We start from the raw sequence: 25,686 nt of genomic DNA on the forward strand, positions 1-25,686 counted from the left end.
GTTTTTTCGCTTAACATTGTTCGCACAAATTATATTTGAAATCGCTTTCTGAAACCGCTATACTATTGGTATAGATAAAAAGAAGGAGAGCAGAGAAATGGCAGATAAAGTTATTGCATTAGCCTGTGCAGCAGGTATGTCAACTTCATTACTCGTAACAAAAATGCAGCAAGCTGCACAAGAAGCAGGAAAAGATTATGAAATCTACGCAAAGTCTGTAGCTGAAATTGATAATATGTTGTCTGGCACAGAGAAACCAGATGTATTGCTTCTCGGTCCACAAGTAGCTTATATGAAAAATGAAGTCATAAAAAAAGCAGCAGCAGTTGGGGTTCCTTGTGATGTGATTAAAATGCAAGATTACGGCATGATGAATGGAAAAAATGTTGTAGCAGCCGCGGACACATTAATGAAGGTATAATGAAAAAATCTAGAGATTTTAGAGTAAGAAAGGAGTATTATGGGAAAACTAGGTATCTCTATTTATCCAGAACGTTCCAACTTTGAAGCTGACAAAGCATATTTAGATTTGGCTTACCGCTATGGATATACACGTGTCTTTACTTCACTTTTGGAAATCAAAGGGGATAAGGAAGCTGTTCTTGAAGGCTTTACGAAAGTGATTGCTTATGCTAATAGTCTTGGTATGGAAGTCATGGTAGATATTAACCCTGCACTGTTTGAACAACTTAACATTAGCTATGATGATTTAAGTTTCTTTAATCAGATGGGTGCTGATGGTATTCGTTTGGACCTTGGATTTACAGGAGCTGAGGAAGCACGTATGACCCGCAATCCCTATAATCTTAAGATTGAGATTAATATGAGTCAGGGAACAAGTTACGTTGACAGTATTATGGACTACTCACCTAATATCGAAAACTTACTGGGCAGTCATAATTTCTATCCTCATCGTTATACCGGACTTGCCTTTGATCACTATGTGAAATGTACCGATAAATTCAAAAAGTATAATTTAAATACTATGGTATTCGTTAATTCTCACGAAGCGACATTTGGTCCGTGGCCAACACAAGATGGCTTATGTACACTGGAGGATCATCGTGACTTAAGCTTGAAGACGCAAGTGAAGCATTACAAGCTTTTAGATGGCATTGACGACATTACCATTGCAAACGCCTACGCGAGTGAGGCAGAGCTTAAGGCAATGGCAGAAGCCTTCCATGCGCAAATGCCAGAACTCAAAGTTGTGCCGAAACCTACGATGACGGAAAATGAACGAAAATGTATCTTTGAAGCGACCCACAGTTACCGTGGCGACCGCTCAGAGTACATGCTACGTTCGACCATGACTCGTGTTATCTACAAAGACTTAGATTTCCCAGCACATGATACAGACACAATAAAACCAGGCGATGTGATTATTGACAATGATGGATATGGTCAATATAAGGGTGAAACCCAAATCGCTCTGAAGGAAATGAAAAATGATGGCCGTGTTAATGTCGTAGGACACATCTCGGAAGACGAAATGTTCTTACTTGACTTTATCAAGCCTTGGAGTTCGTTTAAATTTATTGAAAGTGATGAGCTATAATTTATAAACTTATACGCAAATAAATAAAAATTTTAGGAGGAATTCTATGAACGGAATTACGATGTGGATGGAGAAATATCTCGTCCCAGTAGCAGCAAAAATCGGGTCGCAAAAGCACCTGGTTGCCTTGCGTGACTCATTCATTGGTATCCTGCCAGCAACACTGACAGGTGCCCTTGCAGCGATGGTGTCAGCCATCGTCACAACTTTCCCACAGTCCATTCAACAAATGGTTTTGGGACCAACCAAGTTTGCCCAACTCGCACCAGAAGACGTTTGGACGCTTGCTAATACACCCATCATTGGCGATTTGAATAACATCTCAACGCTCGTCAACCAAGGGACTCTGACAGTTATTGGTCTTATCTTTGCTTTCTCTTGGGGTTACAATTTGGCGCGTGCTTATGGTGTCAATGACCTTGCCGGTGGTGTTGTTGCAGTTGCCACTCTCTTCGCTGGTTTGCCAAACCAAATGCCTAAATTCTTGGATGCTTTGGGTGTGAGCGATGCTGGTGTAGCCGCAACAGACAAAATCAATGGTGTATTGACTGGTCAAGGTCTTGCAGCATGGAAGCCACTCTTTGCTGCCGCACACATGGATGCTGGTGCTTACTTTACAATTATCATTATGGGTGCCCTTGCGGTGATTATTTATGCTAAACTAATGTTAGCGGATATTACCATCAAGATGCCTGAATCAGTTCCACCGGCTGTAGCAAAAGCCTTCCTTGCGATTATTCCAACGATTGCTGCAATCTACGCTGTGAGCTTGATTTACTATGTTATTGATAAATTGACACATGATTCTGTAATTAATTTGATTACACACTATATTGCAGAACCTTTCCAAATTCTCTCACAAAATATTTTCTCAGTTCTTATTGTCACACTCTTCGTCTCAATTTTCTGGTTCTTTGGACTTCATGGACCAAACGTCTTGGCACCTGCTCTTGATGGTATCTGGCTTCCACTTGGTCTTAATAACCAAGCTCTTTACTTCCAAGTCCACTCAGACGGTATTCGTGACTTAGTAGCGCGTGGTGCGATTGATAAAGCACATGCCATTAATGGTGACTATGTCAGTCTTTGGGTTCGTGGTTCATGGGATGCCTTCGTCTGGTTTGGTGGTTCTGGTGGTACAATTACCTTAATCCTTGCCATTCTGATCTTCTCTAAACGTAAAGATTATAAGACAGTGGGACGTCTTGGTTTAGCACCAGGTATCTTCAATATCAATGAGCCTGTGCTCTTCGGTATGCCGATCGTACTGAACGCTATCTTCTTTATTCCATTTGCAATTGCACCATTAGTAGCAGTTATTATTGCCTATGTTGCAACAATGCTTCATTGGGTGGATCCAGTTGTCAGTGCTGTGCCATGGGTTACACCACCAATTATGAATGCCTTCCTTGCTACAGGATTTGACTGGCGTGCAATTATCTTAGCAATTGTCAATTTACTTGTAACCTTTGCTATTTGGACACCATTCGTTATTGCAGCAAACAAGATGGAAGAACCTGAATTATAAAAAACAGAAAGGAACCCAATGATTATTGTTAATGTAGCTATGATGCAAGAAAAAGTAATTCAACTTCTAGAAGAAAATGGATTTACTTATAAGGAAAAAAAGGGATTGAAACTCTATTTTCGAGGTCCGAATAGCGACTTAGCCACGGATGCTCAAACTGCAAAACGCTTAATTAAACAAAGTTCATTTGGTTCAGCATTATTCTTTAACGTCGAGGAGGTTTAAATATGGCTTGGATATATGCATTACTTAGTTTGTCACTCTTACTTCTAGCTTATCAAAACTGGAGTTTTGGAGGTACACTCTTTATTCTATCTGTGGTCATGCTTATACTTGCACGACAAAAGAAGAAAAAAGAAGAATAATAAAGAAGACTTGCTACGGCAGGTCTTTTATTATGTTTGACTTTAAAGCAGAAGCGTTATAAGATGAAAGAAGCGAACATAAAGCTCATGATTTGAGATAAATCTCATCCTTTGACTAAATACCCCTAAGGGTATATAATGGATATATCAAAAATTTGAGGAGAGAGAATTATGCGTTCAATCCAAATGAAGCAATTAAGAGAGAAGCTCGGTCAAGTTGTACTGATTGATGTTCGAGAAGAGGATGAATATCTCAAAGGACATGTACCCACAGCAATAAATATACCCCTGAGTGTTTTAGACCAAAGGTACTCAGAGATAAAAGGCGAGAGCTATATTATTTGCCAAAGCGGTATGCGATCCATGCAGGCTTGTCAATTACTACAGTCACAAGGAATAGAAGTTACTAATGTTACAGGTGGCACTCTTGCTTGGGGTGAAGAATTAGAAAAATAAGAGGAAGAAGATGACGAAAAAATATCTTATCGTTGGAGGCGTTGCTGGTGGTATGAGTGCAGCCACTCGATTACGCCGTTTAAAAGAAGATGCAGAAATTATTGTTTTTGATAAGGGACCATACGTTTCTTTTGCAAACTGTGGGCTTCCCTACTATCTATCAGGCGAAATCGAATCAAGAAATAAACTTATCCTACAAACCCCTGAAAGTCTGGCACAGCGTTTTAATTTAGACGTGCGCCCTGATTCTGAAGTGGTTTCTATTGAGCCGGATAATAAAGAAATTACTGTAGTATCCAAGGGGACAAGCTACACGGAAAATTATGATGCTTTGATTTTGTCTCCTGGCGCAAGTCCTTTTATTCTGCCTATAAAAGGTTTAGCGGAAGCTGATAATGTCTTTAGCTTACGTAATATTCCAGACCTAGATAAAATTACAGACTATATGGAAAAGGAACATCGCAAGCAAGCATTGATTATTGGTGCAGGTTTCATCGGTCTAGAAATGGCTGAAAATTTACGAAAACTAGGTTTAGAGGTGACAATCGTCGAAAAAGCCGATCATGTTTTACCAACTCTAGATCAGGAAATGGCCGTTCATATTGAAGAAGAGTTGACACATAATGGCTTGAAAGTACTCACGGGTGTGTCTGTTGTAGAGTTCCAAGACCAAGGAAAAACGGTTATTCTGGAAAATGGCGACAGTCTTAGTACGGATGTGGTTATCCTTTCTGTTGGGATTCAAGTGGAGTCAAAACTTGCTGCTGATGCGGGAATTAAGCTTGGGATGAGAGGAGCAATCCTTGTCGATGAGCAATATCAAACATCTGTACCTGATATTTATGCCGTGGGGGATGCCATTCTTGTTAAAAATCAAATTACTGGTAATGATGCGCTCATCTCCTTAGCAAGCCCAGCCAATCGCCAAGGACGTCAAGTTGCAGATGTTTTGGCAGGATTGCCTGTTACAAATAAAGGGAGTATCGGCACAGCCATTGTTCGAACTTTCAGCTTGACAGCTGCCTCTACTGGACTTTCAGAGAAGCAAGTACAAGATTCGAACTTAAAATATAAGGCTGTGCATATCACAGCCAATGATCATGCAGGTTACTATCCTGGCGCAAGCTCTATTCTTCTCAAACTGATCTTCAATCCAGAAAGTGGTCATATCTATGGAGCATCAGCAGTTGGTCAAAAAGGTGTAGACAAGCGTATTGATGTTCTGGCAACAGCGATTAAAGCAGGGATGACAGTTTTTGATTTACCAGAACTTGAGCTGAGCTATGCGCCGCCATTTGGCTCTGCTAAAGATCCTGTGAACATGATTGGTTATGCGGCCATGAACATTGCCATGGGCTTGTCAGATAACATTCAGTGGCATCAGCTTGAGGCAGAACTTGCCCAAGGCAAAGTACTCTTAGATGTGCGTCAAGAAAATGAAGTGGCGCGTGGCGGTTTTAAAGAGGCGATAAATATCCCATTAAACGATTTACGCCAAAATATGGACAAATTAGATAAAAATAAAGCATACATTGTCAGCTGTCAATCAGGGCTTCGCTCCTATACAGCTGAACGTATCTTAAAGCAAGAAGGTTTGAAAGTAGAAAATCTTGATGGAGCTTATGGCTTGTACAGTAAGGTAAAAGGCCTTTAATTAAAACTGAACCAAAGGATTATTTTAGGATAGTCCTTTTTTTCTACTGAAAATTTTTAGTGAATTTGGAGGCTGCATATGGTATAATATTAAAAAATATTTGTTAGATTTGAGGAAGTCATGAGACTGGAATTATATGAAGAAAAACCAGAGGCAGCAGGTGCAGCCCTTGCTCAGGTTTTTGAGGCCTTTAGTAAAGAAACAGAAGAGTCTGAGTTACAAACAGTACGTTATAATTTAGCTGAAGATGCGGACATCTTTGTACATCATCCTGTTGTCAACCAAGCAATGCAAAAAATGGAAGCGGCTTTGCCTTTGATGTTAGTAGATGGCGAAATCATGACGATTGGTGCGTATCCTGATATGGAAGATCTGACGGAGATTACGGGTTTGAGTTTTCAAGACATTAGAACACGAGAATGTCAATGTGGCAATTGCAACTGCGGAAAGGGATAAAATGATCGAAAATTTTCAACGACCAAGCAAGGAAGAATATTTTAAAGAAATTGTCGAAGTGGTGGCTAAACGCTCTACCTGTACGCACGCTCAAGTTGGTGCTCTCCTCGTGACTGCGGATGGGCAAATTCTTTCGACAGGGTATAATGGCTCTGTAGCCCTTATGCCGCATTGTACAGATGTAGGATGTTTGGAAGATAAAGACGGACATTGTATTGCTACTGTCCACGCGGAGCAAAATGCAATTGCACAAGCAGCAAAACATGGGGTTTCACCAGAAGGGGCAATTCTTTATACGACTTTGTTTCCTTGTATCGCTTGTCTGAAACTCGTCTTGGCCTCGGGTGTAAAGCATATCAAATATATCAACGAATACCATGCTAAAAACCCTTATGAGGAAGAGTTGATTGAAACTTTAGGTATTCAAGTTGAAAAAATATAAAAAGCCAGAAAATACACTGGCTTTTTTATATTAACACACAAGACGCTTCCCTAAGTTTATATGTAAAATTTATTCTTACTTCAGCTTTTTATGACGCTTTTTGCTAAAATAAATGAATGGGAATAAAATACAGTCAAACACATAAAGTCGCTTTTTATGAGAGCGACACACGAGGCAAGATGAAAATATCAGATCTTCTTGCTGTAGCACTTCAAATTTCGGGAGAGCAGTCTTATACGTTAGACCGTAGCGACACATGGATTTGTGACAACTTCAATCTATTTTGGGCTGTTATCGAGCACGAGGTTCAGGTTCATCGCTTACCCGAATTCAATGACCAGATTACAATTGAAACAGAAGCCACGTCTTACAATAAATTCTTTTGTTATCGTGACTTTATTTTCAAAAATACAGCTGGCGAAACCTTAGTAAAAATAAGTTCGACTTGGGTTTTGATGAACAAAGATACACGTAAGGTAGAACGTGTTGTTGATGAGATTGTGGCACCTTATGAGGCACCAAAAGTCAGCAAAATTATTCGTCCGCATAAATATCTTGCCTTGTCCGATCAAGCACAGTGTAATCTAGCTTTTCCGATTCGTTTTTCTGATCTCGATATGAACGGTCATGTGAACAATGCTAAATATTTTGACTGGGCTGTTGATCAGTTGGACTACGATTTCCGTATGGCATATGAACCTAAAAAAATATATATTCGCTATAATCACGAACTCCTTTATGGCAATCATGAGTTTATTCATCCTGTTTTTGAATTTCAAGGAGATACTACTTGCCATATTATTAGGAAAGATGGCGTAGATAATGCTAATATTGAGATTGAATGGTCAAAAATAAGCGAGGAGAATTGAGTAAAAATGAGAAATGGTTATAAAAAATATAAAGGCTATCTTATTGATTTAGACGGCACGATTTATATGGGAAATCATCGTATTCCCGCTGGGGAAGACTTTGTTCATCGTTTGCAAGAAGCGAAAGTCCCTTACCTATTTTTAACAAATAATACAACAAAAACACCACGTGTGGTTCAAAAAAGACTGGCTACACAGTTTAATATTGATACGCCTTTAGAAACCATCTATACAGCCAGTGCAGCTACGGTCGATTACATGAATGATTTGGGCTTGGAGAAGACCGTTTATATTATTGGCGAAGACGGTTTAAAAGAAGCAATCTATGAAGCAGGATATAAAAAGGATCGTGAAAATCCAGCATATGTTGTCGTTGCTTTGGATTCTGACTTGACATATGAAATGCTTGCTTTGGCAACTCTTGCAATTCATAAAGGGGCAAAATTTATCGGCACAAATCCAGATTTGAACCTCCCGAGCGAACGAGGACTTTTACCTGGAGCTGGCTCTTTGGTTAAAATGATTGAAGCAGCTACCCGTGTTCAACCAACCTTTATTGGGAAACCTGAGGCGATTATTGCGGAAAAAGCAGTCGAAAAAATGGGCATTCCTAAAGAAGATCTTTTAATGGTTGGCGATAATTATTTAACAGATATTCGTACAGGTATTGATAATGGTATCGACAGTTTGCTTGTTACAACAGGCTTTACAAAACCTGAAGAAGTTCCTGGACTTCCAATACCACCGACACACGTTGTTTCAAGTTTAGAACATTGGGAAGTTTGAGATGCGTGATCGCTTGATTTTTGCGTCTCTTATTTTATGGGGGATTGCCGCAGCAGTAAGTTTAACTTTACTTTTGGCTGTCCCACTCTTTTATATAGATATTCATCTGGAAAATCTGCCCCAGATATCAGGGCTTTCAGCAGAAGTATTAAGACATAACTTTAATGTTCTGATGTCTTATCTGGTTAATCCATTTGAGAGTGTGCTACAGATGCCTGACTTCCCTTCGTCTCCCGATGCTCTACAGCATTTTAAAGATGTGAAAAAGCTCTTCATGCTTACCTTAGGACTTACAGTTATCTTGAGCCCTGCACTCTTCTTATTTTTAAAGGAACACTTAGCTATTCTCTATCACAATGGCTTGCGTTTTGTGATGGGGACACCTTTGTTTATTGGCTTGGTTGCCGCCTTGATTGGATTTGATAACTTTTTTATCTATTTCCACGAAATTTTTTTCCGAGATGATACTTGGCTTTTTAATCCTGATACAGATCCGATTATCAATGTTTTGACAGAAAACTATTTTATGTTTACTTTTATTCTATTTGTGGTCATTTTTGAATTAATCTTTTTTCTCCTTTACTGGTCAGGAAACAGAAGACTACAAAAGAAAACTTTCGGAAAAGCCGAACAATAATATGTAAAACTGATGGTAAATCAGTTTTTTTTCTTTTGTTTTTGGCGATTTGCGTTAAAATAAATAAGGAAGGTTTGGTTTGCAGAGATTTTTATCGCCAAACTAGCGAGGTTGTCCATAACGGAAACTCGGTCGGTATTCTGTAATAACAAATGAATAAAGAGGCAGTCTTATGAACACAATGGTTCCAGTTTTTGATTACGAAGATATCCAACTTATCCCAAATAAGTGTATTATTAACAGTCGTAGTGAAGCAGATACGTCAGTTAAGTTGGGAGATCACACTTTCAAACTCCCCGTTGTTCCAGCAAATATGCAAACAATTATTGATGAAAATATTGCTGAAATGTTAGCTAAGCAAGGTTATTTCTATATCATGCATCGTTTTGAAGAAAGTACACGTAAAGACTTTATTGAAAAAATGCATGCGCAAGGTTTGATAGCATCAATTTCTGTAGGTGTTAAAGACAATGAACGTCAGTTTGTTCGTGAGCTGGCAGAAACAGCAACAATTCCAGATTATATTACGATTGACATCGCGCATGGCCACGCTAATTCTGTTATTGAGATGATTCAACTTATCAAGCGTTTGATGCCCCAAGTTTTTGTCATTGCGGGGAATGTAGGAACACCTGAAGCTGTTCGTGAGTTAGAAAATGCAGGTGCTGATGCGACCAAGGTTGGTATTGGTCCGGGTAAAGTTTGTATCACTAAAGTAAAAACAGGATTTGGTACAGGCGGTTGGCAACTTGCAGCTTTACGCTGGTGTGCAAAAGCTGCAAGTAAACCAATTATTGCTGATGGGGGTATTCGTACACACGGAGATATTGCTAAGTCGGTTCGTTTTGGCGCAACAATGGTAATGGTGGGTTCGCTCTTTGCAGCTCACGAAGAATCACCAGGTAAAACAATCGAACAAGATGGTAAACTTTACAAAGAATACTTTGGTTCAGCAAGTGAATACCAAAAAGGTGAACACAAAAACGTTGAAGGTAAAAAAATCCTCTTACCACACAAAGGTGCTTTGAAAGATACACTTCAAGAAATGCAAGAAGATCTCCAAAGTTCTATTTCTTATGCAGGTGGTCGTGATCTCAATGCACTGCGAAAAGTCGATTATGTTATCGTGAAAAATTCTATTTGGAACGGTAATTCACTATAAAAGATAGAAAACTGTCGCTAGACAGTTTTTTTATTTTATTATAGTAGAAAGTTAATTATTTTTGAATCCAAATAGAGGATGATGTAGAATGTTAATAGAGACAGAATTAAGAAAGTAGGGAAAATATGAAAGTACTTATCGTTGGTGCAAATGGAAAAGTGGCTAAGCATTTAGCAGAAAGCTTAAAGGATTATCCTGAAATTCAAGAAAGAGCTGTTATTCGTAAAGAAGAACAGCAGGAATACTTTAATCAATTGGGGATTGAAACAGTTGTTTTGGATATCGTTAATAATTCGATTGAAGAATTTACCGCAGTAATGTCTGATGTTGATGCTATTGTATTTAGTGCTGGGGCAGGTGGCGCAGGTTTAGATAAAACAATTATGATTGACTTAGATGGAGCGGTTAAAATTATGACTGCAGCCGAAAAAGCGAATGTCAAACGATTTATTATGGTCAGTACTTTCCGAGTGGGAAGAGAAGAAATCACACGTCAAATTCAAGAAGATTCTTCACTTAAGATTTATACGATTGCAAAGCATTATGCGGATGAATGGCTTAAAACACGAACAGAGTTAGACTGGACAATCATCCATCCTGGAATACTCACAGACAAGGAAAGTACTGGTAAGGTAACATTAGCAAGTCATGTGGAAACTGGAGAAATTCCGCGAGAAGATGTAGCTAAAGTTATTCTGGAAACTTTGAAAAATGACGCGACCATTAAGAAAGAATTTGAAGTGGTCAGTGGTGATACTAAGATTTATGAAGCTATTAAAAATTTAAGCGATTAAAAAATGAACGTTGTGATTCAAGTCACAACGCTCCTTTTTTTACATGAAAGTCATATTGTTGTTGATAATAACCTGCAATTTCTTGATTGCCAATTAGATGAAAAATCTCTAATGCTTGAAGCATCATCTGATTCCCAGCTTTTTCATCTTTAAAACGATAAGTCCAGAAACCCTTAGAAAGGTTAAGGAGGTTGCGGAGAAACATCGATTGTACAAGATCTAGTGCTTCAACCCGATTGAGGATGTGTGCGCTGTATTCCTGGTAGCCTTTACTTGCTAAAAGAGCAATGGCACGACAGCACGCACAGACAAAAATTTCCAGATATTTTACGGAGTTAAATATTTTATGTTTTTTTTCTAGGAGAAACAAATCAAGTATATATAAAATATCACGTATATTTAATTTATTCATTGTAAAGTAAAACACATAAAGTTCAATTTGGCCCCAAACTTTTATATCATAGAGATAATCTGTGATGGTATCGATATTTTCTGGACTGAGTTCAGTATATGAAGATCTTGCTGCCAAAGAGATATAAGGATAACCAGCCTCAAGGGCGATTTTATGCAGATTGTTTAATTCTTTTTTATCTTGTTTAAGAAAGGCTGTTTCGATTTCTTTTAAAAGGTATTCTGATTCATTGGGGGCATAATCGTTTAAAAGATATTCGTATTCCTCGAGCCCGATCCCCATCAGTTGCAAAGCTTGTACGACTTTTTCAAAATTCATCATGGTTTCTGCTCGTTCAAAACGAGAAAGGGTGGCTTTTGAGATTCCTATAGAAGAAAAGTCCGATAAAGAGATATGTTTTTGCTCGCGTATCTGTCGAAAAACATATCCAAATTTTTTATATACCATAAAATCTCCAGTCATTCATAGTAGCAGTTATAGCTATACTATCAGAAAATGCAACAAAAAATTGAACTGTTATCAAATACGTAACGATAAAGAATGTTGTTGCTTATATGCAACGATATGAAAAGGTAAAATTATTTATTATATTATAATATATTGTAAGGAGCAGGAGAAGAAAAGTCACTTTTCTTTCTCATCAAAAGGATAGAGGTGAAGATGATGGATCTTATCAAAGAAATACTAGGACCTTATTTTTTTGCAAAATTGTTTTTGATTCCAGCAATCTTGGGCGGAATATTTCTCACTAAAAATATCATCCATCGCAGTAAATACGCGGGAAATCCTTACTCTGCCTTTTGGCTCTATTCGAGTAATTTTACATTATGGATTTTTCTTTTAAAATTATTATTTATTGAAATAGCTCAAGGTGGCGCATATGGTTATTTACTGAGTGATATTTCGCTCATTTTTATCGCCATTGCGGTCGATTATTGTATTGTTACACATTATGAAAAAATAGAATATGCAATGCTTCCGCTATTTTCGATTTTTTATTTATTTTATATTTACAATTATGGTTTTCACTGGAAGTCGATTTTATTAGTTACCTTATCTCTGGGCCTTTTTTGGCTCACGCTCTATTTTATCGCTAAAAATCAAACTGCTGTAATGCAAAGTTACGGTAAAATGATGCTTATAGGTTTAAGCCTTGTCGTTTCTGTACAGCTCTTATTCCTTTCAGAATTTGCTTTTAGCTGGGTACACTCGTTAGAGATTTTCTGGAAAACATTTATACTCCTTGTGATTGCCAAGTTTATTTTATTGGACATTTCTTCTATTGTAGGAGAGTACGCAAAGTATAAAAGATATACTTATATTGATGCACTGACAAATACATATAATAGAAGAAAATTTGAAGAAACGATGGACGAAATTCTTGCTAGCGATCAGATTTCCAAGTTTTCATTAGTTTTTTTTGATATTGATAATTTCAAACACATTAACGACCATTATGGGCATAGCTCAGGTGATTATGTGTTAAAAGAAATTTGTGTGCTTATTAAAAAGCATTTAAGAGAGACTGGAGAAAACGGGCAACTTTTCCGCTATGGAGGTGATGAGTTCTTCCTTTTATTTCGTAATAGAAAAGGAGAAGAGGTACGTGATATCATGGAGCTGATAGCCAAGCAAATATCTGGATGTGTTTTTCAGGCGAGTTCTAACACGATTAAAACATCTATTTCTGTAGGTGTAGTTGAAATTACTGATAAGGTCACACGAGATCAAGCAATCTATCGGGTAGATAAACATTTATATATTGCAAAAGAGAATGGGAAAAATCAAGTTTATTTTAAATAGAAAAAATTGATTTTTCTATTTTTTTATCCTTTTTATTTTGATTTAAGATAGTTTTTAAGTATACTAAAATTGTGATGAAAATGAGAGTGTGTTTTGATATTAAAGGAGTGTCATATATTGCATAAAGAAAATTTAAACAGAGAACAAACTGAAGAAAATTATAGTTATTCTGACTTGTTTTTTGAAAAAGGACATTGGTTTTTAAAAATTAAACAGCTCCTGATTGCCCTTTTGGGTTGGATTTGCTTCATTGTACCAACCGTTATTACCATAGCATCTTTCTTATATGCAATATCAAAAGGGAAGTACGGCATCGCCTTTTGGAAGTATTACGAAGGCGTATTTGAAATTAAATTTTTGTTGATTCTCCTTGCATTCTGTGTGGTTATTACCTTTACTTATGCAGCGAGCATGACAATTATTCAAAACAACCGAAGAGAATCAGTGATTGAAAAATGGCCTACATTTGATTCGGTCTCTAGTATTGAGCGAAGAAAAAAAGGAAAGAAATTTATGGCAGACCGCTTTGGCGAAGAAGAGTTTCGTCATAATGTAAAATATTTTGAAGTTTTACCAGAAAAGAATTTAAAAAATGATGAGCTTTCAAAAGTCCTAGGCAAAGATGAGGTGGATACTTATGATATCTGATATTTTTTCCCAAATGTTTACTTCAGTTAGCGGTTTGCAGACCGTAATTACAGTATGTTTAATCATCCTGTGTCTCTATCCTGTTATTGGGGCTTTGTTTTGGTTCTTTGGCTCTTTAAGCTATCGCTTTCTAAAAAAAGGACGAAAAGAGACAAATTTTATTGAGTTAGCGCCTGATGAACAGCCGATGATTACAATTATGATTCCGGCTCATAATGAAGAGGTTATGATTGAAGAAACGATTGAGTATTTAGCCACTATGCTCAATTATAGTAACTATGAAATACTGGTGATTAATGATGGCAGTACGGATCAAACTTTACCTATTCTCCAGCGTTTACAAGAAAAGTATGAGAAGTTACGTGTCATTAATATCTTGAAAAATCAAGGAAAGGCACACGGCTTTAATATCGGGACTTATTTTGCTAAGGGAGAATATATTTTAAGTAATGATGCAGATACTATCCCGGAAAGAGATGCGCTTATGAAATATATGAACTATTTCATGAGTGAAATCGATGTTAATACAGCTGCGGTTACAGCAAACATGGACGTGCAGAACCGGACGACTATCATGGGGAAATCACAAACCGTTGAGTTTTCAAGTATTGTAGGTGTCATTAAAAGAAGTCAAACTGCAATCAACGACTCCATGTACTCCTACAGTGGAGCTAATACCATGTATAAAAAACAATTTTTGATTGATGTTGGTGGCTTTAGACAGGACCGAAGTACAGAGGATATCAGTATTGCTTGGGATCATCTGATGTATGGTGTGACACCTCGTTTTGCACCAGATATTATCTTTCATATGAATGTTCCAGAAACCCTATCACAGCTTTACAAGCAAAGAAAACGCTGGGCTCAGGGAGGTACTGAAGTATGGTTTACCAACTCACTTAAGTTTATCTTGCATCCCATTAAGTACCGCTACGTCCTGTCAATGTTTATTGATACGACTTTTTCCATCATTTGGTCATTTTTCTTTTTCATTACATCCGTTATATTTATCGTAGCCATGCTCTATTTCCTTTTTGTAGGTAACTATGAGCGTCTTTGGCATGGGTTTGCGATGTCCTTTATCTTTGTTACCTTTGAGCTCATAGCGGGGACTTTGCAGCTTTTAGCCGCTTTAATCTTGGACAGTAATGGACAAAAATTTAAATACTTTATTTTTGCTCCACTGTATATGTTGTTTTTCTGGATGGTCAATCCATTGACGATAATCACAACTTTTATACCAGCAATGAAAGCTTGCTTTGGTAGAAATGAACATGCTGGTGCTTGGGTTAGCCCTACAAGGAAGAGCCTGAAGAAAGGATAAACTATGCTTTTAGATGTAATGTTTCTGTTGACAATAATTTTTATTCTTCTCTGCTTGCTAGGGATTGTGACCAGCTATGTTTGGGCGAAACGACAAAACAGAATTTATCCTAAAACAATGGAAGATGCTGAAAATTATACTTTTTACTTTCAGACGATTGTTGATAATAAAGGAGAAAAAACTGGTTTAGAAGCGTTACTTCGCAAGTTTGATATAGAGAGACAAGAATGGGTTTTCCCAGATGATATTGATAAATTTACCTTACGTGAAGTGATATATCTGCTTCATAAAAGTTTTGTGAAAGTAAACCATCCGTCACAGTTTTTAGCCATTAATATTAGCCTAAAACAACTTGCTGATCCACGTTACGAATACTTTATTCGCTGGGTCAAAGGCGAATGTTATCCGATGGAGCTGAGGATTGAAATCAATGTTGAGCTTACAGATAGGATTGGCTGGCTGATGAAGTCGAGAATCAGGAAAAATTTGAAATTAAGCCAAGCCATCGGTGTTCATGTTATCCTTGAAAAAGTAGAGCCAAGTAAAAAATATTTTAAGAAAATCAAATGGCTTTTGAATGATATCTATGGGGTAAAAATTCCGCTCTCGAAATTTCAAAAGAAAAATGATTCCGAGTGGTTTGATCTCAACATGGGCGATTGGGTCCGTTTAATTAGAGAAAAAAACAAAAACATCGATATCACTGAGGTTGAAGATCGAGAAGGCATTGATTTAGCCGATAAATTAAACATCGACAATCGACAAGGTTATTTTATAGACAAGCCTCATTATGAGAAATAGCTTGTTCTATTTTTTTTTGCTTAAATTAGTGCTTGAAAGTTGCATTATTTAGGAAAAAGAGTAGAATAGGTTTGAGCAAAACGATTTTAAAAAAATGTGGCGCATCTCAGACGATAATCAATGAAAAAAGGACGAGTACGGAAATGACTGAAATGACTTTTGAAGAACGCTTAAAACAGCTTCGAAAGACTTATCTTGAAGACGATAATGAAGATCAGGAAGCTCAAGAGATGAATGCTTTCATGAGTTTATCAAAAGAAGATAAAATCAAAAAAATTGAAGCCCATTTAACGGAGATTGAAAATAAAAAAGAAGCTTTAGAAAGTGCTCTTCCAGTTCAAACAGACACGCTCTCACGTGAGAATATTGAGCGCCATCTTGAAGCCTTAGCTGAGAAAAAAGAACTCATGCTTCAAAAATTAGAATACGTTAAAAAAGATGAATTTAGTGCTGCAAAACGTGAACGAATCAAACGTCAGTTGGCAGAACTAGAATTTAAACGTTGTCGTCTACGTATGAATAATAAGGACTGTTCAAAGTTGGACAAGAAAATTCAAGAGAAACAAAGACGATTTAGAAATGATATTTAAGGAGTGATATGCTTCAGATCCTATTTTAGGATTCTGAGTGTCTCTCCCAGGAAAGAAAAAAGCGTGTGAGCGCTCTTTTTTTTGACCAATAATATTTTTTTGTGATATAATAAACTTATCTTCAGGGCACCGTGAAATTCGGGACCGGCGGTTAAAGTCCGCGAAGCTGAAAAGCTTGATGTGGTGGAATTCCACAACCGACAGTAAAGTCTGGATGGGAGAAGAATAAGAAATAAGACCAGCTCTTTTTGAGTTGCGTCAGTTTTCGCTAATATTCAAAAACTCCCTTCAAAACGAAGAAATATTATTTTCTATTTTGGAGGTTTTTTCGTGTCAAATTCAAAAACACGTCGACTCACACTTATCGCAATGCTCAGTGCAATTTCCTTTGTACTGTCCTACCCCATGTTCCAATTTCCTTTGGTACCAAGTGCAAGCTTTTTAAAAATTGACTTTACAATCTTGCCTATCTTGATTGGACTCTTCATGCTTGGCTTGAGTAGTGCCTTTGCTATTCTAATTATTCGCTCACTTTTGTGGTTGCTTTTAAATAGCGAAGGAGTGAATACCTATATTGGTTTACCAATGAATATTGTAGCAGTTACTGTCTTTGTGCTGGTAGTTTGGTTCTTTCTCCGTCACAGATTCAGCTTGCGTAACTATATTATGGCAACCATTTTGGGGACATTAGCTTTGACTGCAGTACAGGTAGTTCTTAATTACGTATATGCTATCCCACTTTACTCAATGTTCGCTAATTTTGATATTGCAACAATGTTCCCTGGTGGTATCTCAGCTTATATTGGTGCTGTTGTTGTCTTTAATATTTTAGAAGGTCTCATTTATGCAGGTAGTTTTGCTTTACTGTATTGGGCACTTCGAGGATCAAAGGCTATCAAATTTATTAACGCTTAAACAGAAAATAGAGCCTATAACTAAGGGCGAATCTAAAGATAAAATGATCATGACTTCGTTAGTGGTCATTTTTTTGATTTTTCATTAATTTTTTCCTTGCATTTTTTTAAAACATCTGATATACTAATAGAAGTTCTGAAAAGGACTGACCGAAGACAGTTGGGGACATAAGTCATAAGCATCCAACCGAGGACAAACATTTTAAACAATGATTGAACTCTCTATGTCTTTTGGTCGTGGGGATTTTTATTTATAAAAATTCTTACGAACAAAATAAAATGGAGGTAAACAAATGAGCGATTACAAAGTAAACGAAGCAACTATTGCTAAGAAAGCTGAGTTGGTTGACGTATTTGCAGAAAAATTCGAAGCTGCGACATCTATCGTTGTTGCAAGCTCACGTGGTTTAACTGTAGAACAAGACACTCAACTTCGTAAAGAGTTGCGTGAAGCTGGTGTGGAATTCAAAGTTGTTAAAAACTCAATCTTGCGTCGTGCAGCTGAAAAAGCTGGACTCGAAGGTTTGAACGACAGCTTTGTAGGTCCATCAGTAGTAGCTATCTCAAACGAAGATGCTATTGCGCCTGCTAAAATTTTGAGCGAGTTTGCTAAAACAGCAGACAAACTTGAAATCAAAGCTGGTGTTATCGAAGGAAAAGTTACAAGCAAAGAAGAAGTTGCAGCTATTGCATCTCTTCCAAGCCGCGACGGTCTTCTTTCTATGCTTCTTTCAGTGCTTCAAGCACCTGTCCGCAACGTGGCTCTCGCAGTCAAAGCTGTTGCAGAAAAAGAAGAATCAGCTGCTTAATTCCATTAGGAATAACAGTAAGCACCTTTTATATCGGCGGATTTACGCAACAAACTAAAATTTACTAGGAGAATCAAAATGGCATTGAACATTGAAAACATCGTTGCTGAACTTGAAACAGCAACAATCCTCGAACTCTCTGAGCTCGTTAAAGCAATCGAAGAAAAATTTGACGTAACTGCAGCTGCTCCTGTAGCAGTAGCAGCTGCTGGTGGCGAAGCTGCAGCAGAAAAAGATTCATTTGACGTTGAATTGACAGCAGCAGGCGACAAAAAAGTTGCTACAATCAAAGCTGTTCGTGAAATCACTGGTCTTGGCTTGAAAGAAGCTAAAGAACTCGTTGATGGCGCACCAACAATGATCAAAGAAGGCGTTGCAACTGCAGAAGCTGAAGAAATCAAAGCTAAATTGGAAGAAGCTGGTGCTTCAATCACACTTAAATAATTTTTAAGTCGTGAGTTGGCTACGTTAGTCCGAAAGTTCTTGATTTGATTGCGTTAAGTGAACATAGATATAGTGCTTTCGGAAAAGATAGCAGCCAAAAACAGTCAAAAATTTATTTTGGCTGTTTTTTTGTTGCTAAATATTTTGCTTTGATTAGATATATATTACAGTAGGGCTGGGTTTTCACCAGCATTTTTTTTGGAGGAGTTAAGCCACGTGGAATCTAAGAAAAATCATGGCAAGAACCATAGCATAAAAAGAGAGGTATTCCTCTCTTTTTTCTATTTTCTGATATTATTTTGATTTATATGATAAAAATATTACAATAGCATTATAGTGATAACTAAAACATTACTCAAGATTAACAAGAAGTTGACGAGGTGGCTTTGATGAACTACAATCAGACAGACAGAGGTAGTTTTCTGTTTTTTCACAAGGGGCGGAAATGACGGCCGTATTGTATCAAGGTCGTTTTTGTCGCATATAAAAGTTAAATGAAATAAATAATAAAAAATATAGGGAGTTAAAGGAGGAGCTGATATGAAGCGACTTGTTCTATTAGTATTAGGAATTACGATGCTCTTTCTACCTGAAAATGTTGGAGCTATGGAAACGCCAAGTAGTGATGCTATGGATTTTAGTGCACAAGCTATTCCAAGTGAATTTCAAAAGCAAGACAAGAAAGATTTATCTTACTGGTGGCTTGATGCACGCGATCAAGAAACATTGACACTCTATGTTGAGATTGTCAATGGCAAAAATGAAAATACATTTGATATATCAGCACACCAAGCTATAACAAACGAAAATTTAGTGATTGACTACAGTCTGGATTTTAAGGACAGTCAGAAATACTTGTATGGTAAACCGACTTTTGACTTTAATCAGAAAGTAAAGATTGGCAAGGAAGAAGCAGAAAGAAAAATTCAAATTACACTTGGAGCAAATGAAACCAAACGTGTTCCAATCAAACTTGATGTTTCTGAAAAGTTAAACGCTCAATCTATCGGAGGAATCAATGTTAGCCGTCATGCCAAAGAAGCGGAACGTACAGGGAGTATCCTGAATGTTTATAACCGCGCCTTTGCTCTCATCCTGGACGGGGATCAGAAAGAAAAGACGACGAGTTTGCAACTTTCTCCTAGCAACTTAGAAGTCAGTCAACAAGGCCTAACATTAATTAATCCAAATGCGAAAATTATTTCAGAAGTGGGAATCGAGGCTGAGATTACTAATGCTTCTGGTGAAGTGGTTTCTGAGCTTAAGCCTGTTAAAGGTGTTATCGTTCCTCAAGCCAAGATAAATCTCGCACTGGACAATAAAACACCGCTTGTTGAAGGTAAACAATATCTTCTGAAAGCAAAAATGACAATGCCTAACAAAGCAGATAATCAGAATTTTGAATACCGTCTTACAGTAGATGAGGCGGGAAAAGTCAGTACTGAACCAATTAATAATAAAGCGTCTGAACAGAGAAGAGTTTATCTTATAGTACCAGCAATCGCACTCCTTCTCGCGATATTCGCTTTTCTGATTTTAAAAAAGAAAGCAAAACATAAGTTATAAAAGAACAACATTTTAGAGATACAAAAATAAAAAAATGGAGATAACGGTGAAAAAAATAAAAAAACTAATCATGTGGAGTACGATTCTTCTAGCAATTTTAGGAACGATACTCTCTGGAAATATTGTAAAAGCAAGTCAGCTTGGCTTTTCTGTGACTGCGAATGTCAGAGAGTTAGATAACCGTGCGAGTGATCAGTCCTTCTTTGATTTGATTTTAGAGCCAGGTGAAAAACAAACTGTGACGGTGACTTTGAAAAATGATACTAACCGTAAAATGACAGTTGAACAAACAGCGACAACGGCAACAACAAATATCAACGGTGTGGTCGAATATTCCCCAAATGATATACAGCCCGACGAAAGCTTGAAGTTTAACTATGACGATCTCATTAAGCTTGACAGTGAAATTGTTCTTCCAGCTCACTCTGAAAAAGAGGTGGAGATCGAATTAGAAATGCCTAAGGAAGAGTTCGATGGCCAGCTTGTAGGTGGATTGACTTATCGTGAAAAAATCGAGGAAGATAAAGCTCAGCATTCTGATGATGAGGGTCTTGCTGTGACTAATCGCTACTCCTTTGTTATTGCACTTCTGATGCGTCAAAACAAAAATACAGTTGAACCAGACCTTAAATTGCATGATGTAGGTCCTGGTCAAGTCAATTATCGTAATGTAATCAATGCCAACCTACAAAACCCTAAAATGACCATGCTGAATAGAATGCATGTGAATGCCAAGGTTCAAGGTATCGACAACCCTGAAATTGTACATGATGTCAATCAAAACCTTATGCAAATGGCACCAAATACTAACTTTGATTTTCCAATTTCCCTACAGGGTGAAGCACTGCGACCTGGAAGGTATTTGTTAAGTATGACGGTCAATGCAGTTGAAGATGATAAAGGAGAATATACTGCGACAGATAGTGAAGGAAAGGAAATCACTTATCGTCATGAATGGCAATTTGAACGTGAGTTTACGATTACAGCAGCAAAAGCAGACGAGCTTAATGAACGTGATGTGACTATTGAGCAAAAAGATCGCTCATGGTTGAAGTGGTTGATTATTGCTCTGTTGCTCTTACTTCTCTTGTTACTCATCTGGTTCATCCTTTGGAAGCGTCGTAAGAAAGAGGAGGAAGAAGAGGAAAAAGCTAAGAAAGAAGCAGAAATTGCTGAGCTTAAGGCAAAACTAGAAAATCAGGAGAATGTCACCCTTCCTGAAAATCCAGAAACTAGTGAATTAACTGAAGAGTAATAGATAAAAATAAATGAAAGGAGTGTCTTTGTGTAATGAAAGAAATATTATTGAAGTCAGCAGGAATGTTTCTAATGACCGTATCAGTGTGCGCAACGACACTTCCTGTTTCAGCGATTACTTTACCTGGGGTAGCAAGCGCTACCAACACCGCCAAAATAATCTTTGAAGAAGATAATACAATTGTTGGACCAGTAGACCCAAACAATCCTTATCAACCTATCATTCCCGAATATCCTGGACAGCCGACCGGGGGGCTTCTTTCTATAGACTTTGTCTCTAATCTGAATTTCGGAAAAGCCACCGTAGATCGCGTAGGGCGTACTTACTATGCACGTCCCATGGCTGCAACCATTCCTGGGGCAGATGGTGAAAAAGGTAGGCTAGCTGTTTTTCCAAATTTTGCACAAGTGACGGATCTCCGCCAAAATGAAAATGGCTGGACACTCAGTGTCAAGCAGGATATGCAATTTCGCTGGGTGGGCGCACCAGCAAATGTTATTGATGAGGATTTGGGGAGACCAGGAGATTTTCTTGCAGGGGCAAGAATAAGCTTCTCACATGGGCATACTACAACAGGTCATAATCAACCTGATGATCAGATTCCGAGTTACGCGAATGGAGAAGAGATGACCTTAGAACCAGGCGCTCTCTCACGTCCAGTTCTCCATGCCAACCCAGGACAAGGGAACGGCACCTGGCATTACGCGGTAGGCAATCCCTTATCACCCGAGATCACAGAAGAGATGTTAGATGAAATAGAAAACGGTGATGGAGACTTTAGCGAATTCATTGAAAAGGGCTATTATGACAACTATCGAATGGGTCCTGGACAAACACCACGTTTTGGGCCAATCTCACTTTATGTGCCACGTGCTACAGCGCAACGTGCTGCAATCTATCAAACGGAGTTCACATGGACGCTTTCCAATGTACCGGCAAATTAGAGAAGGAACAATTCTACAGGAAAAAGACATGAATAAAATAAATTTAAAATATGCGTTGAGCGCACTAATCTCTATTTTAGTAGCATCACAGGCTATAAGTGCTTCAGCAGATGAACCGCCTGCGCTCCCTGATTATCGTTCTTGGGGTGCCATTCAGTTTGAGCCAGGGAGTGGTTCGGTAGGACCTGTTGACCCAGACCGTCCAACTTCTCCGATTAGTCCTGTAGTTCCTCCGGGAATGCCAGCGCCTCCACAAGGAACTCCAGGGGCATTATCTATTGACTTTGTTTCAGGTATCGTTTTTGGACGAGGGGATGTTTTTACAAAGGAACGCACTTATTATGCACGTCCTTTTCCAGCACATCGTCTAGATGAGGATGGGAATAAGATAGGTGCCACATTTGAGCTTTTTCCTAACTTTGCTCAAGTCACTGACAGGAGAGGAGAAATCGAGCAAGGGGGCTGGACTCTCTCTGTGAAACAGTCGCGTCAGTTCATGTGGGCAGAGCTTCTTAATAACCCGCCAGAAGAAGAAAATGCTAAACCGGGAGATTTTCTAGTAGGTGCTGAGCTCAAATTTACGCATGGACATACCAGCGCTGACGCTCCAGACTTATGGGTGGAGCCTAGTGAGGTTATCCCAAGTATTACACTCAGTAGTTCCTACCAACCTGTTATTGTTGCTAATCCTGGGGAGGGGCTCATGACTTGGCATTATTCAGTTGGAACTGTTGGAAATTTGTCTGACTATACCGAAGAACACGAAGTACCTCTTTTGGATGAGGATGGTAATCCTGTAGTAGATGAGGACGGTAATCCAATCTATGAGACAGTAACAGATATTCCCGATGATAAATTGGAAAGTTATCTCCCTGAGCTATTTGATAAAGGTTACTATGACATCTTCCGTATGGGTGTTGGTGGTGGTGGAGAATCGGGGAATCGCCCACGCTTTGGTCCTGTTTCTTTAACAGTACCAGGTGTAACAGTACAACGTGCTGCTCCCTATATGACAAGTTTGGAGTGGCAACTTTCTGTCACACCAGGAAATCCAACAGGTAGATAAACAGACATACAGCGAAAAAAGAAAGGAGGAGCAGAAAATGAAGGTCAAGAAATCATTGAAAATTGGTCTTCTTTCACTCGCGTTAGCACAGCCATTTACACCTCCTTTAGCTCGAGCAGAAGATTTGCGGCAAGCAGATGGAGGCATTGGTTTTCGGCGTGGTACGAGCTTGATACGTCCCATACATCCTGGTCCGGGAGAGCAAGTCAGGCAGCCAATTACACCACTTCCAGACGTTCCGCAAGGACAAGAACGACAAGGGACAGGAAGTGGTCTTACTATCGACTTTGCTTCAGAATTTGACTTTGAGACGGGTAAAGTATTTAGAGATACACCTGTCTACTATGCACGCCCTCAGCATCTACGTGATGCACGTGGTCAACCCATAGTTACTCCAAACTTTGTTCAAGTTACAGACCAGAGGGGAACGGCTGAGGGTTGGACCTTGAAATTACAAAAAACGACCCAGTTTTATGATGAAAATAAGCAGCCAATTCGTGGAAGCGGAATATTCCTCAAAAATCCAGTGGTCATTGGCGCTCATTTAGAAAATCAGCCCAGAGCCCCAACGATTTCCGATAAAGGTGCTGGGCCAGTAGAAATAGTTGCACAAGCCGCTCCAGGCAGTGGTACAGGAACAACGACGATTCGCTGGGGAACCAGCCTAGTAGAAAAGGACCTGAAAAGCCCTAACGGAGAGCAAGCTACTGGCTATCTTAATCCAGATGCTCAACTCTTTGTACCAGACGGCAGAAACCGTCAAAACTATACTTACCAAGCAATATTTACTTGGATAATTTCAGAGATACCTGGAAACTAAAAATATAAAAATGATTCATCTTTAAAGAAAGGAAAGTACTATGAAAAAACAAATGAAATTTATGTCAGCGTCAGTCTTGGCGCTCATCGCAGTAGGTGCACTTGCACCGCCAGCAACAGTAAAGGCAGATCCGGTAGCAACTTACCCAGGGTGGGGTGCGGTTGGTTTTGAAGTACCAACAGACCCAACAGATCCAGTCGATCCAGAAGATCCATCTGAGCCAATAGATCCAGAAGAACCAATAGATCCGGATCTTCCAACAGGACCAGGAACACCCGGTCCCCTGTCGATTGACTTTGCCTCTAACTTTTACTTTGGTCAGTCCAATCCAATCTCAGCAACCAATCAAACGATTAATGCTCGACTTCAACCAACAACAGAAGGATATCGTCCAAACTTTGTTCAGGTCACAGACAACCGTGGTTTATTTACAGGTTGGACGCTACAAGTTACAGCATCACAGTTTGAAGTGAGGGATGACGGTTCGGATCACTATGGAGAGGTACTTACGGGAGCTCAGATGAGTTGGCACAATGGAACAATCGTGTCTGTCTCTCCAAACCAAGCTGATGGGCATACAGCGACTCATACATTTACCCCAGGTGTGGCACAGAATGCACTTTGGGCGACAGAAGGAAATGGAGCAGGAACAAGTCTTTTGCGTTTCGGGACGACAGATGCAGGAACAGCAGTGGATGCTGCTGGGCATGCGAGCTCATCCGTTCGCTTGATGGTTCCAGGTGGTACAGCTCGTGAAGCCCTTTACACATCAACGATTACATGGACTCTCTCTGACACACCACCAGTATAAGAAATACACAATAGATATCAAGAAATAGTAGATACCGTTTCTTGGTACTATTGGGAAAAAGATTAAAAGAGAGACGTGTTTTAATCTTTTTCTCAATAGGAGATTTTAAAAATTCAAGCAGGAGAAGTGAATGTTCAAAAAAATATTTATAGGTTCAGCTGTTTTTCTGTTGGCGCTCATAGCGGATTGTACAGCCGCTGCAGAGTTAGACCCAGAGACACAAGTGGATGGCAAGGCAAATGTTGATGTCAGCGTTTCAGTACCTGAAAATGAACGCCTGCGCCTACTCAAAACACCAGATCTTGACTTTGGTAGAGTAACTTTCCACGATGAAATTATTGCAGATTTACTTTTTGAAGCGAAGGTACCTGATGCTTTTGAAATCCTAAACATCACAGGAACTGCTGCGGGTTTTCATGTGAATCAGAAATATTCACATTTTACTACAACTGTAGATGGTGAAACTGAGCCGCGTATCTTACCGGTACGTGCTATTAATCTTAGTGTCACAGGAGGACCAGCCACGATGACTAATGCGACAAATTCGGTTGCTTATGGGTTGCTGAATCCGGGGGAGCCTCAACCAGAATATGGTCCCATAGAGGCTCGTGTATTGACAGGCTTGCCAAATGCTAATGGTTTCTTAACTTCAGGAACGCTTCAAGCAGGGGTGGTCGTCGATGGCTCGCGACTCGGGCAGATTGTACCAGAAGAGGAGTATGAGGCTACTATTATCACAACGATTGTATCTGGACTTTAAAGAGTTCTC

The 25,686-nt window shown here is 38.8% G+C and carries 30 protein-coding genes, 1 riboswitch and 1 other annotated feature; of the genes, 29 read left to right on the top strand and 1 reads right to left on the bottom strand.

Features of this window, described 5'->3' with window-relative positions; translation table 11 throughout:
• Nucleotides 1-97: 97 nt before the first annotated feature.
• From VNN39_RS07845 to VNN39_RS07910, 14 genes are all read left to right on the top strand, one after another.
• On the top strand, nt 98-421 hold the full coding sequence (locus VNN39_RS07845; RefSeq protein ID WP_096368192.1) for a PTS sugar transporter subunit IIB: 324 nt from the start codon (nt 98-100) through the stop codon (nt 419-421).
• Between the two features lie 39 nt (nt 422-460).
• Nucleotides 461-1,558, top strand: coding sequence for a DUF871 domain-containing protein (locus VNN39_RS07850; protein ID WP_338997332.1), 1,098 nt, complete (start codon nt 461-463; stop codon nt 1,556-1,558).
• 46 nt (nt 1,559-1,604) lie between these two features.
• Nucleotides 1,605-3,086: a PTS sugar transporter subunit IIC gene (locus VNN39_RS07855; RefSeq protein ID WP_004257558.1), complete on the top strand. Its 1,482-nt coding sequence runs from the start codon at nt 1,605-1,607 to the stop codon at nt 3,084-3,086.
• Nucleotides 3,087-3,104: 18 nt separating this feature from the next.
• On the top strand, nt 3,105-3,311 hold the full coding sequence (locus VNN39_RS07860) for a hypothetical protein (RefSeq protein WP_019335858.1): 207 nt from the start codon (nt 3,105-3,107) through the stop codon (nt 3,309-3,311).
• Between the two features lie 2 nt (nt 3,312-3,313).
• Entirely contained in the window at nt 3,314-3,451 is a 138-nt protein-coding gene (locus tag VNN39_RS07865; protein WP_014024702.1) for a hypothetical protein, read from the top strand.
• 171 nt (nt 3,452-3,622) lie between these two features.
• Nucleotides 3,623-3,907, top strand: coding sequence for a rhodanese-like domain-containing protein (locus VNN39_RS07870; protein WP_165714040.1), 285 nt, complete (start codon nt 3,623-3,625; stop codon nt 3,905-3,907).
• Between the two features lie 10 nt (nt 3,908-3,917).
• Nucleotides 3,918-5,561 (top strand): FAD-dependent oxidoreductase, encoded by a 1,644-nt coding sequence (locus tag VNN39_RS07875; RefSeq protein WP_338997333.1) that lies wholly within the window; start codon nt 3,918-3,920, stop codon nt 5,559-5,561.
• 120 nt (nt 5,562-5,681) lie between these two features.
• Nucleotides 5,682-6,017, top strand: coding sequence for an arsenic metallochaperone ArsD family protein (locus tag VNN39_RS07880; protein ID WP_096368198.1), 336 nt, complete (start codon nt 5,682-5,684; stop codon nt 6,015-6,017).
• 1 nt (nt 6,018) lies between these two features.
• Nucleotides 6,019-6,459: a deoxycytidylate deaminase gene (locus VNN39_RS07885; RefSeq protein ID WP_004257543.1), complete on the top strand. Its 441-nt coding sequence runs from the start codon at nt 6,019-6,021 to the stop codon at nt 6,457-6,459.
• Between the two features lie 116 nt (nt 6,460-6,575).
• Nucleotides 6,576-7,328 (top strand): acyl-[acyl-carrier-protein] thioesterase, encoded by a 753-nt coding sequence (locus tag VNN39_RS07890; protein WP_096368200.1) that lies wholly within the window; start codon nt 6,576-6,578, stop codon nt 7,326-7,328.
• 6 nt (nt 7,329-7,334) lie between these two features.
• Entirely contained in the window at nt 7,335-8,114 is a 780-nt protein-coding gene (locus VNN39_RS07895; protein WP_165714043.1) for a TIGR01457 family HAD-type hydrolase, read from the top strand.
• Between the two features lies 1 nt (nt 8,115).
• Nucleotides 8,116-8,751, top strand: coding sequence for a TIGR01906 family membrane protein (locus tag VNN39_RS07900; protein ID WP_338997334.1), 636 nt, complete (start codon nt 8,116-8,118; stop codon nt 8,749-8,751).
• Between the two features lie 172 nt (nt 8,752-8,923).
• Entirely contained in the window at nt 8,924-9,913 is a 990-nt protein-coding gene (gene guaC / locus VNN39_RS07905) for a GMP reductase (protein WP_339007016.1), read from the top strand.
• Nucleotides 9,914-10,038: 125 nt separating this feature from the next.
• Entirely contained in the window at nt 10,039-10,707 is a 669-nt protein-coding gene (locus VNN39_RS07910; RefSeq protein WP_338997335.1) for an SDR family oxidoreductase, read from the top strand.
• Between the two features lie 22 nt (nt 10,708-10,729).
• On the opposite strand, the gene VNN39_RS07915 is transcribed toward VNN39_RS07910, so the two are convergent.
• Nucleotides 10,730-11,566, bottom strand: a complete 837-nt coding sequence (locus VNN39_RS07915) for an Rgg/GadR/MutR family transcriptional regulator (RefSeq protein ID WP_338997336.1) — start codon at nt 11,564-11,566, stop codon at nt 10,730-10,732.
• A gap of 213 nt (nt 11,567-11,779) precedes the next feature.
• Here VNN39_RS07915 and VNN39_RS07920 point away from each other — a divergent pair, with 213 nt between their 5' ends.
• From VNN39_RS07920 to VNN39_RS07990, 15 genes are all read left to right on the top strand, one after another.
• Entirely contained in the window at nt 11,780-12,922 is a 1,143-nt protein-coding gene (locus VNN39_RS07920) for a GGDEF domain-containing protein (RefSeq protein ID WP_338997337.1), read from the top strand.
• Nucleotides 12,923-13,039: 117 nt separating this feature from the next.
• The gene (locus VNN39_RS07925; RefSeq protein WP_338997338.1) at nt 13,040-13,570 is read left to right on the top strand and encodes a hypothetical protein; all 531 of its coding nucleotides are present in this window, start codon (nt 13,040-13,042) and stop codon (nt 13,568-13,570) included.
• Complete coding sequence (locus VNN39_RS07930; RefSeq protein ID WP_338997339.1) at nt 13,560-14,894, top strand: glycosyltransferase; 1,335 nt, start codon at nt 13,560-13,562, stop codon at nt 14,892-14,894. The genes VNN39_RS07925 and VNN39_RS07930 overlap by 11 nt, the downstream gene beginning before the upstream one ends.
• A gap of 3 nt (nt 14,895-14,897) precedes the next feature.
• Entirely contained in the window at nt 14,898-15,695 is a 798-nt protein-coding gene (locus tag VNN39_RS07935; RefSeq protein WP_213496259.1) for an EAL domain-containing protein, read from the top strand.
• A gap of 143 nt (nt 15,696-15,838) precedes the next feature.
• Entirely contained in the window at nt 15,839-16,285 is a 447-nt protein-coding gene (locus tag VNN39_RS07940) for a hypothetical protein (RefSeq protein ID WP_165712142.1), read from the top strand.
• 113 nt (nt 16,286-16,398) lie between these two features.
• Nucleotides 16,399-16,515: riboswitch (FMN riboswitch) on the top strand.
• 100 nt (nt 16,516-16,615) lie between these two features.
• A complete protein-coding gene (locus VNN39_RS07945) occupies nt 16,616-17,200 on the top strand; it encodes an ECF transporter S component (protein WP_017369306.1) in 585 nt (194 codons plus the stop codon).
• A gap of 131 nt (nt 17,201-17,331) precedes the next feature.
• Nucleotides 17,332-17,458: a sequence feature (ribosomal protein L10 leader region), on the top strand.
• A gap of 34 nt (nt 17,459-17,492) precedes the next feature.
• Nucleotides 17,493-18,008 (top strand): 50S ribosomal protein L10, encoded by a 516-nt coding sequence (gene rplJ, locus VNN39_RS07950; protein ID WP_004257506.1) that lies wholly within the window; start codon nt 17,493-17,495, stop codon nt 18,006-18,008.
• Nucleotides 18,009-18,086: 78 nt separating this feature from the next.
• Nucleotides 18,087-18,452, top strand: coding sequence for a 50S ribosomal protein L7/L12 (gene rplL, locus VNN39_RS07955; protein WP_004257497.1), 366 nt, complete (start codon nt 18,087-18,089; stop codon nt 18,450-18,452).
• A 540-nt stretch (nt 18,453-18,992) separates the two neighbouring features.
• Nucleotides 18,993-20,018, top strand: coding sequence for a WxL protein peptidoglycan domain-containing protein (locus tag VNN39_RS07960; RefSeq protein WP_338997340.1), 1,026 nt, complete (start codon nt 18,993-18,995; stop codon nt 20,016-20,018).
• A gap of 46 nt (nt 20,019-20,064) precedes the next feature.
• Nucleotides 20,065-21,273, top strand: a complete 1,209-nt coding sequence (locus VNN39_RS07965; RefSeq protein WP_165714053.1) for a WxL protein host-binding domain-containing protein — start codon at nt 20,065-20,067, stop codon at nt 21,271-21,273.
• A gap of 35 nt (nt 21,274-21,308) precedes the next feature.
• Nucleotides 21,309-22,220 (top strand): WxL domain-containing protein, encoded by a 912-nt coding sequence (locus VNN39_RS07970; protein WP_338997341.1) that lies wholly within the window; start codon nt 21,309-21,311, stop codon nt 22,218-22,220.
• Between the two features lie 28 nt (nt 22,221-22,248).
• Nucleotides 22,249-23,286, top strand: coding sequence for a WxL domain-containing protein (locus VNN39_RS07975; protein WP_338997342.1), 1,038 nt, complete (start codon nt 22,249-22,251; stop codon nt 23,284-23,286).
• A 37-nt stretch (nt 23,287-23,323) separates the two neighbouring features.
• Nucleotides 23,324-24,106, top strand: coding sequence for a WxL domain-containing protein (locus VNN39_RS07980; protein WP_338997343.1), 783 nt, complete (start codon nt 23,324-23,326; stop codon nt 24,104-24,106).
• Between the two features lie 40 nt (nt 24,107-24,146).
• Nucleotides 24,147-24,917, top strand: a complete 771-nt coding sequence (locus tag VNN39_RS07985; RefSeq protein ID WP_338997344.1) for a WxL domain-containing protein — start codon at nt 24,147-24,149, stop codon at nt 24,915-24,917.
• A gap of 130 nt (nt 24,918-25,047) precedes the next feature.
• Complete coding sequence (locus VNN39_RS07990) at nt 25,048-25,677, top strand: hypothetical protein (RefSeq protein ID WP_338997345.1); 630 nt, start codon at nt 25,048-25,050, stop codon at nt 25,675-25,677.
• The last annotated feature ends 9 nt before the right edge of the window (nt 25,678-25,686 follow it).

The sequence above is a fragment of the Lactococcus formosensis genome, from assembly GCF_037892375.1.
Taxonomy (GTDB): Bacteria; Bacillota; Bacilli; order Lactobacillales; family Streptococcaceae; genus Lactococcus; species Lactococcus formosensis.

Bases quoted from the DNA above. Each gene is read 5' to 3' on its own strand.
- VNN39_RS07845 (WP_096368192.1), top strand. From the start codon at position 98: ATGGCAGATAAAGTTATTGCATTAGCCTGTGCAGCAGGTATGTCAACT.
- VNN39_RS07850 (WP_338997332.1), top strand. From the start codon at position 461: ATGGGAAAACTAGGTATCTCTATTTATCCAGAACGTTCCAACTTTGAA.
- VNN39_RS07855 (WP_004257558.1), top strand. From the start codon at position 1,605: ATGAACGGAATTACGATGTGGATGGAGAAATATCTCGTCCCAGTAGCA.
- VNN39_RS07860 (WP_019335858.1), top strand. From the start codon at position 3,105: ATGATTATTGTTAATGTAGCTATGATGCAAGAAAAAGTAATTCAACTT.
- VNN39_RS07865 (WP_014024702.1), top strand. From the start codon at position 3,314: ATGGCTTGGATATATGCATTACTTAGTTTGTCACTCTTACTTCTAGCT.
- VNN39_RS07870 (WP_165714040.1), top strand. From the start codon at position 3,623: ATGCGTTCAATCCAAATGAAGCAATTAAGAGAGAAGCTCGGTCAAGTT.
- VNN39_RS07875 (WP_338997333.1), top strand. From the start codon at position 3,918: ATGACGAAAAAATATCTTATCGTTGGAGGCGTTGCTGGTGGTATGAGT.
- VNN39_RS07880 (WP_096368198.1), top strand. From the start codon at position 5,682: ATGAGACTGGAATTATATGAAGAAAAACCAGAGGCAGCAGGTGCAGCC.
- VNN39_RS07885 (WP_004257543.1), top strand. From the start codon at position 6,019: ATGATCGAAAATTTTCAACGACCAAGCAAGGAAGAATATTTTAAAGAA.
- VNN39_RS07890 (WP_096368200.1), top strand. From the start codon at position 6,576: ATGGGAATAAAATACAGTCAAACACATAAAGTCGCTTTTTATGAGAGC.
- VNN39_RS07895 (WP_165714043.1), top strand. From the start codon at position 7,335: ATGAGAAATGGTTATAAAAAATATAAAGGCTATCTTATTGATTTAGAC.
- VNN39_RS07900 (WP_338997334.1), top strand. From the start codon at position 8,116: ATGCGTGATCGCTTGATTTTTGCGTCTCTTATTTTATGGGGGATTGCC.
- guaC (WP_339007016.1), top strand. From the start codon at position 8,924: ATGAACACAATGGTTCCAGTTTTTGATTACGAAGATATCCAACTTATC.
- VNN39_RS07910 (WP_338997335.1), top strand. From the start codon at position 10,039: ATGAAAGTACTTATCGTTGGTGCAAATGGAAAAGTGGCTAAGCATTTA.
- VNN39_RS07915 (WP_338997336.1), bottom strand. From the start codon at position 11,566: ATGGTATATAAAAAATTTGGATATGTTTTTCGACAGATACGCGAGCAA.
- VNN39_RS07920 (WP_338997337.1), top strand. From the start codon at position 11,780: ATGATGGATCTTATCAAAGAAATACTAGGACCTTATTTTTTTGCAAAA.
- VNN39_RS07930 (WP_338997339.1), top strand. From the start codon at position 13,560: ATGATATCTGATATTTTTTCCCAAATGTTTACTTCAGTTAGCGGTTTG.
- VNN39_RS07935 (WP_213496259.1), top strand. From the start codon at position 14,898: ATGCTTTTAGATGTAATGTTTCTGTTGACAATAATTTTTATTCTTCTC.
- VNN39_RS07940 (WP_165712142.1), top strand. From the start codon at position 15,839: ATGACTGAAATGACTTTTGAAGAACGCTTAAAACAGCTTCGAAAGACT.
- rplJ (WP_004257506.1), top strand. From the start codon at position 17,493: ATGAGCGATTACAAAGTAAACGAAGCAACTATTGCTAAGAAAGCTGAG.
- rplL (WP_004257497.1), top strand. From the start codon at position 18,087: ATGGCATTGAACATTGAAAACATCGTTGCTGAACTTGAAACAGCAACA.
- VNN39_RS07960 (WP_338997340.1), top strand. From the start codon at position 18,993: ATGAAGCGACTTGTTCTATTAGTATTAGGAATTACGATGCTCTTTCTA.
- VNN39_RS07970 (WP_338997341.1), top strand. From the start codon at position 21,309: ATGAAAGAAATATTATTGAAGTCAGCAGGAATGTTTCTAATGACCGTA.
- VNN39_RS07975 (WP_338997342.1), top strand. From the start codon at position 22,249: ATGAATAAAATAAATTTAAAATATGCGTTGAGCGCACTAATCTCTATT.
- VNN39_RS07980 (WP_338997343.1), top strand. From the start codon at position 23,324: ATGAAGGTCAAGAAATCATTGAAAATTGGTCTTCTTTCACTCGCGTTA.
- VNN39_RS07985 (WP_338997344.1), top strand. From the start codon at position 24,147: ATGAAAAAACAAATGAAATTTATGTCAGCGTCAGTCTTGGCGCTCATC.
- VNN39_RS07990 (WP_338997345.1), top strand. From the start codon at position 25,048: ATGTTCAAAAAAATATTTATAGGTTCAGCTGTTTTTCTGTTGGCGCTC.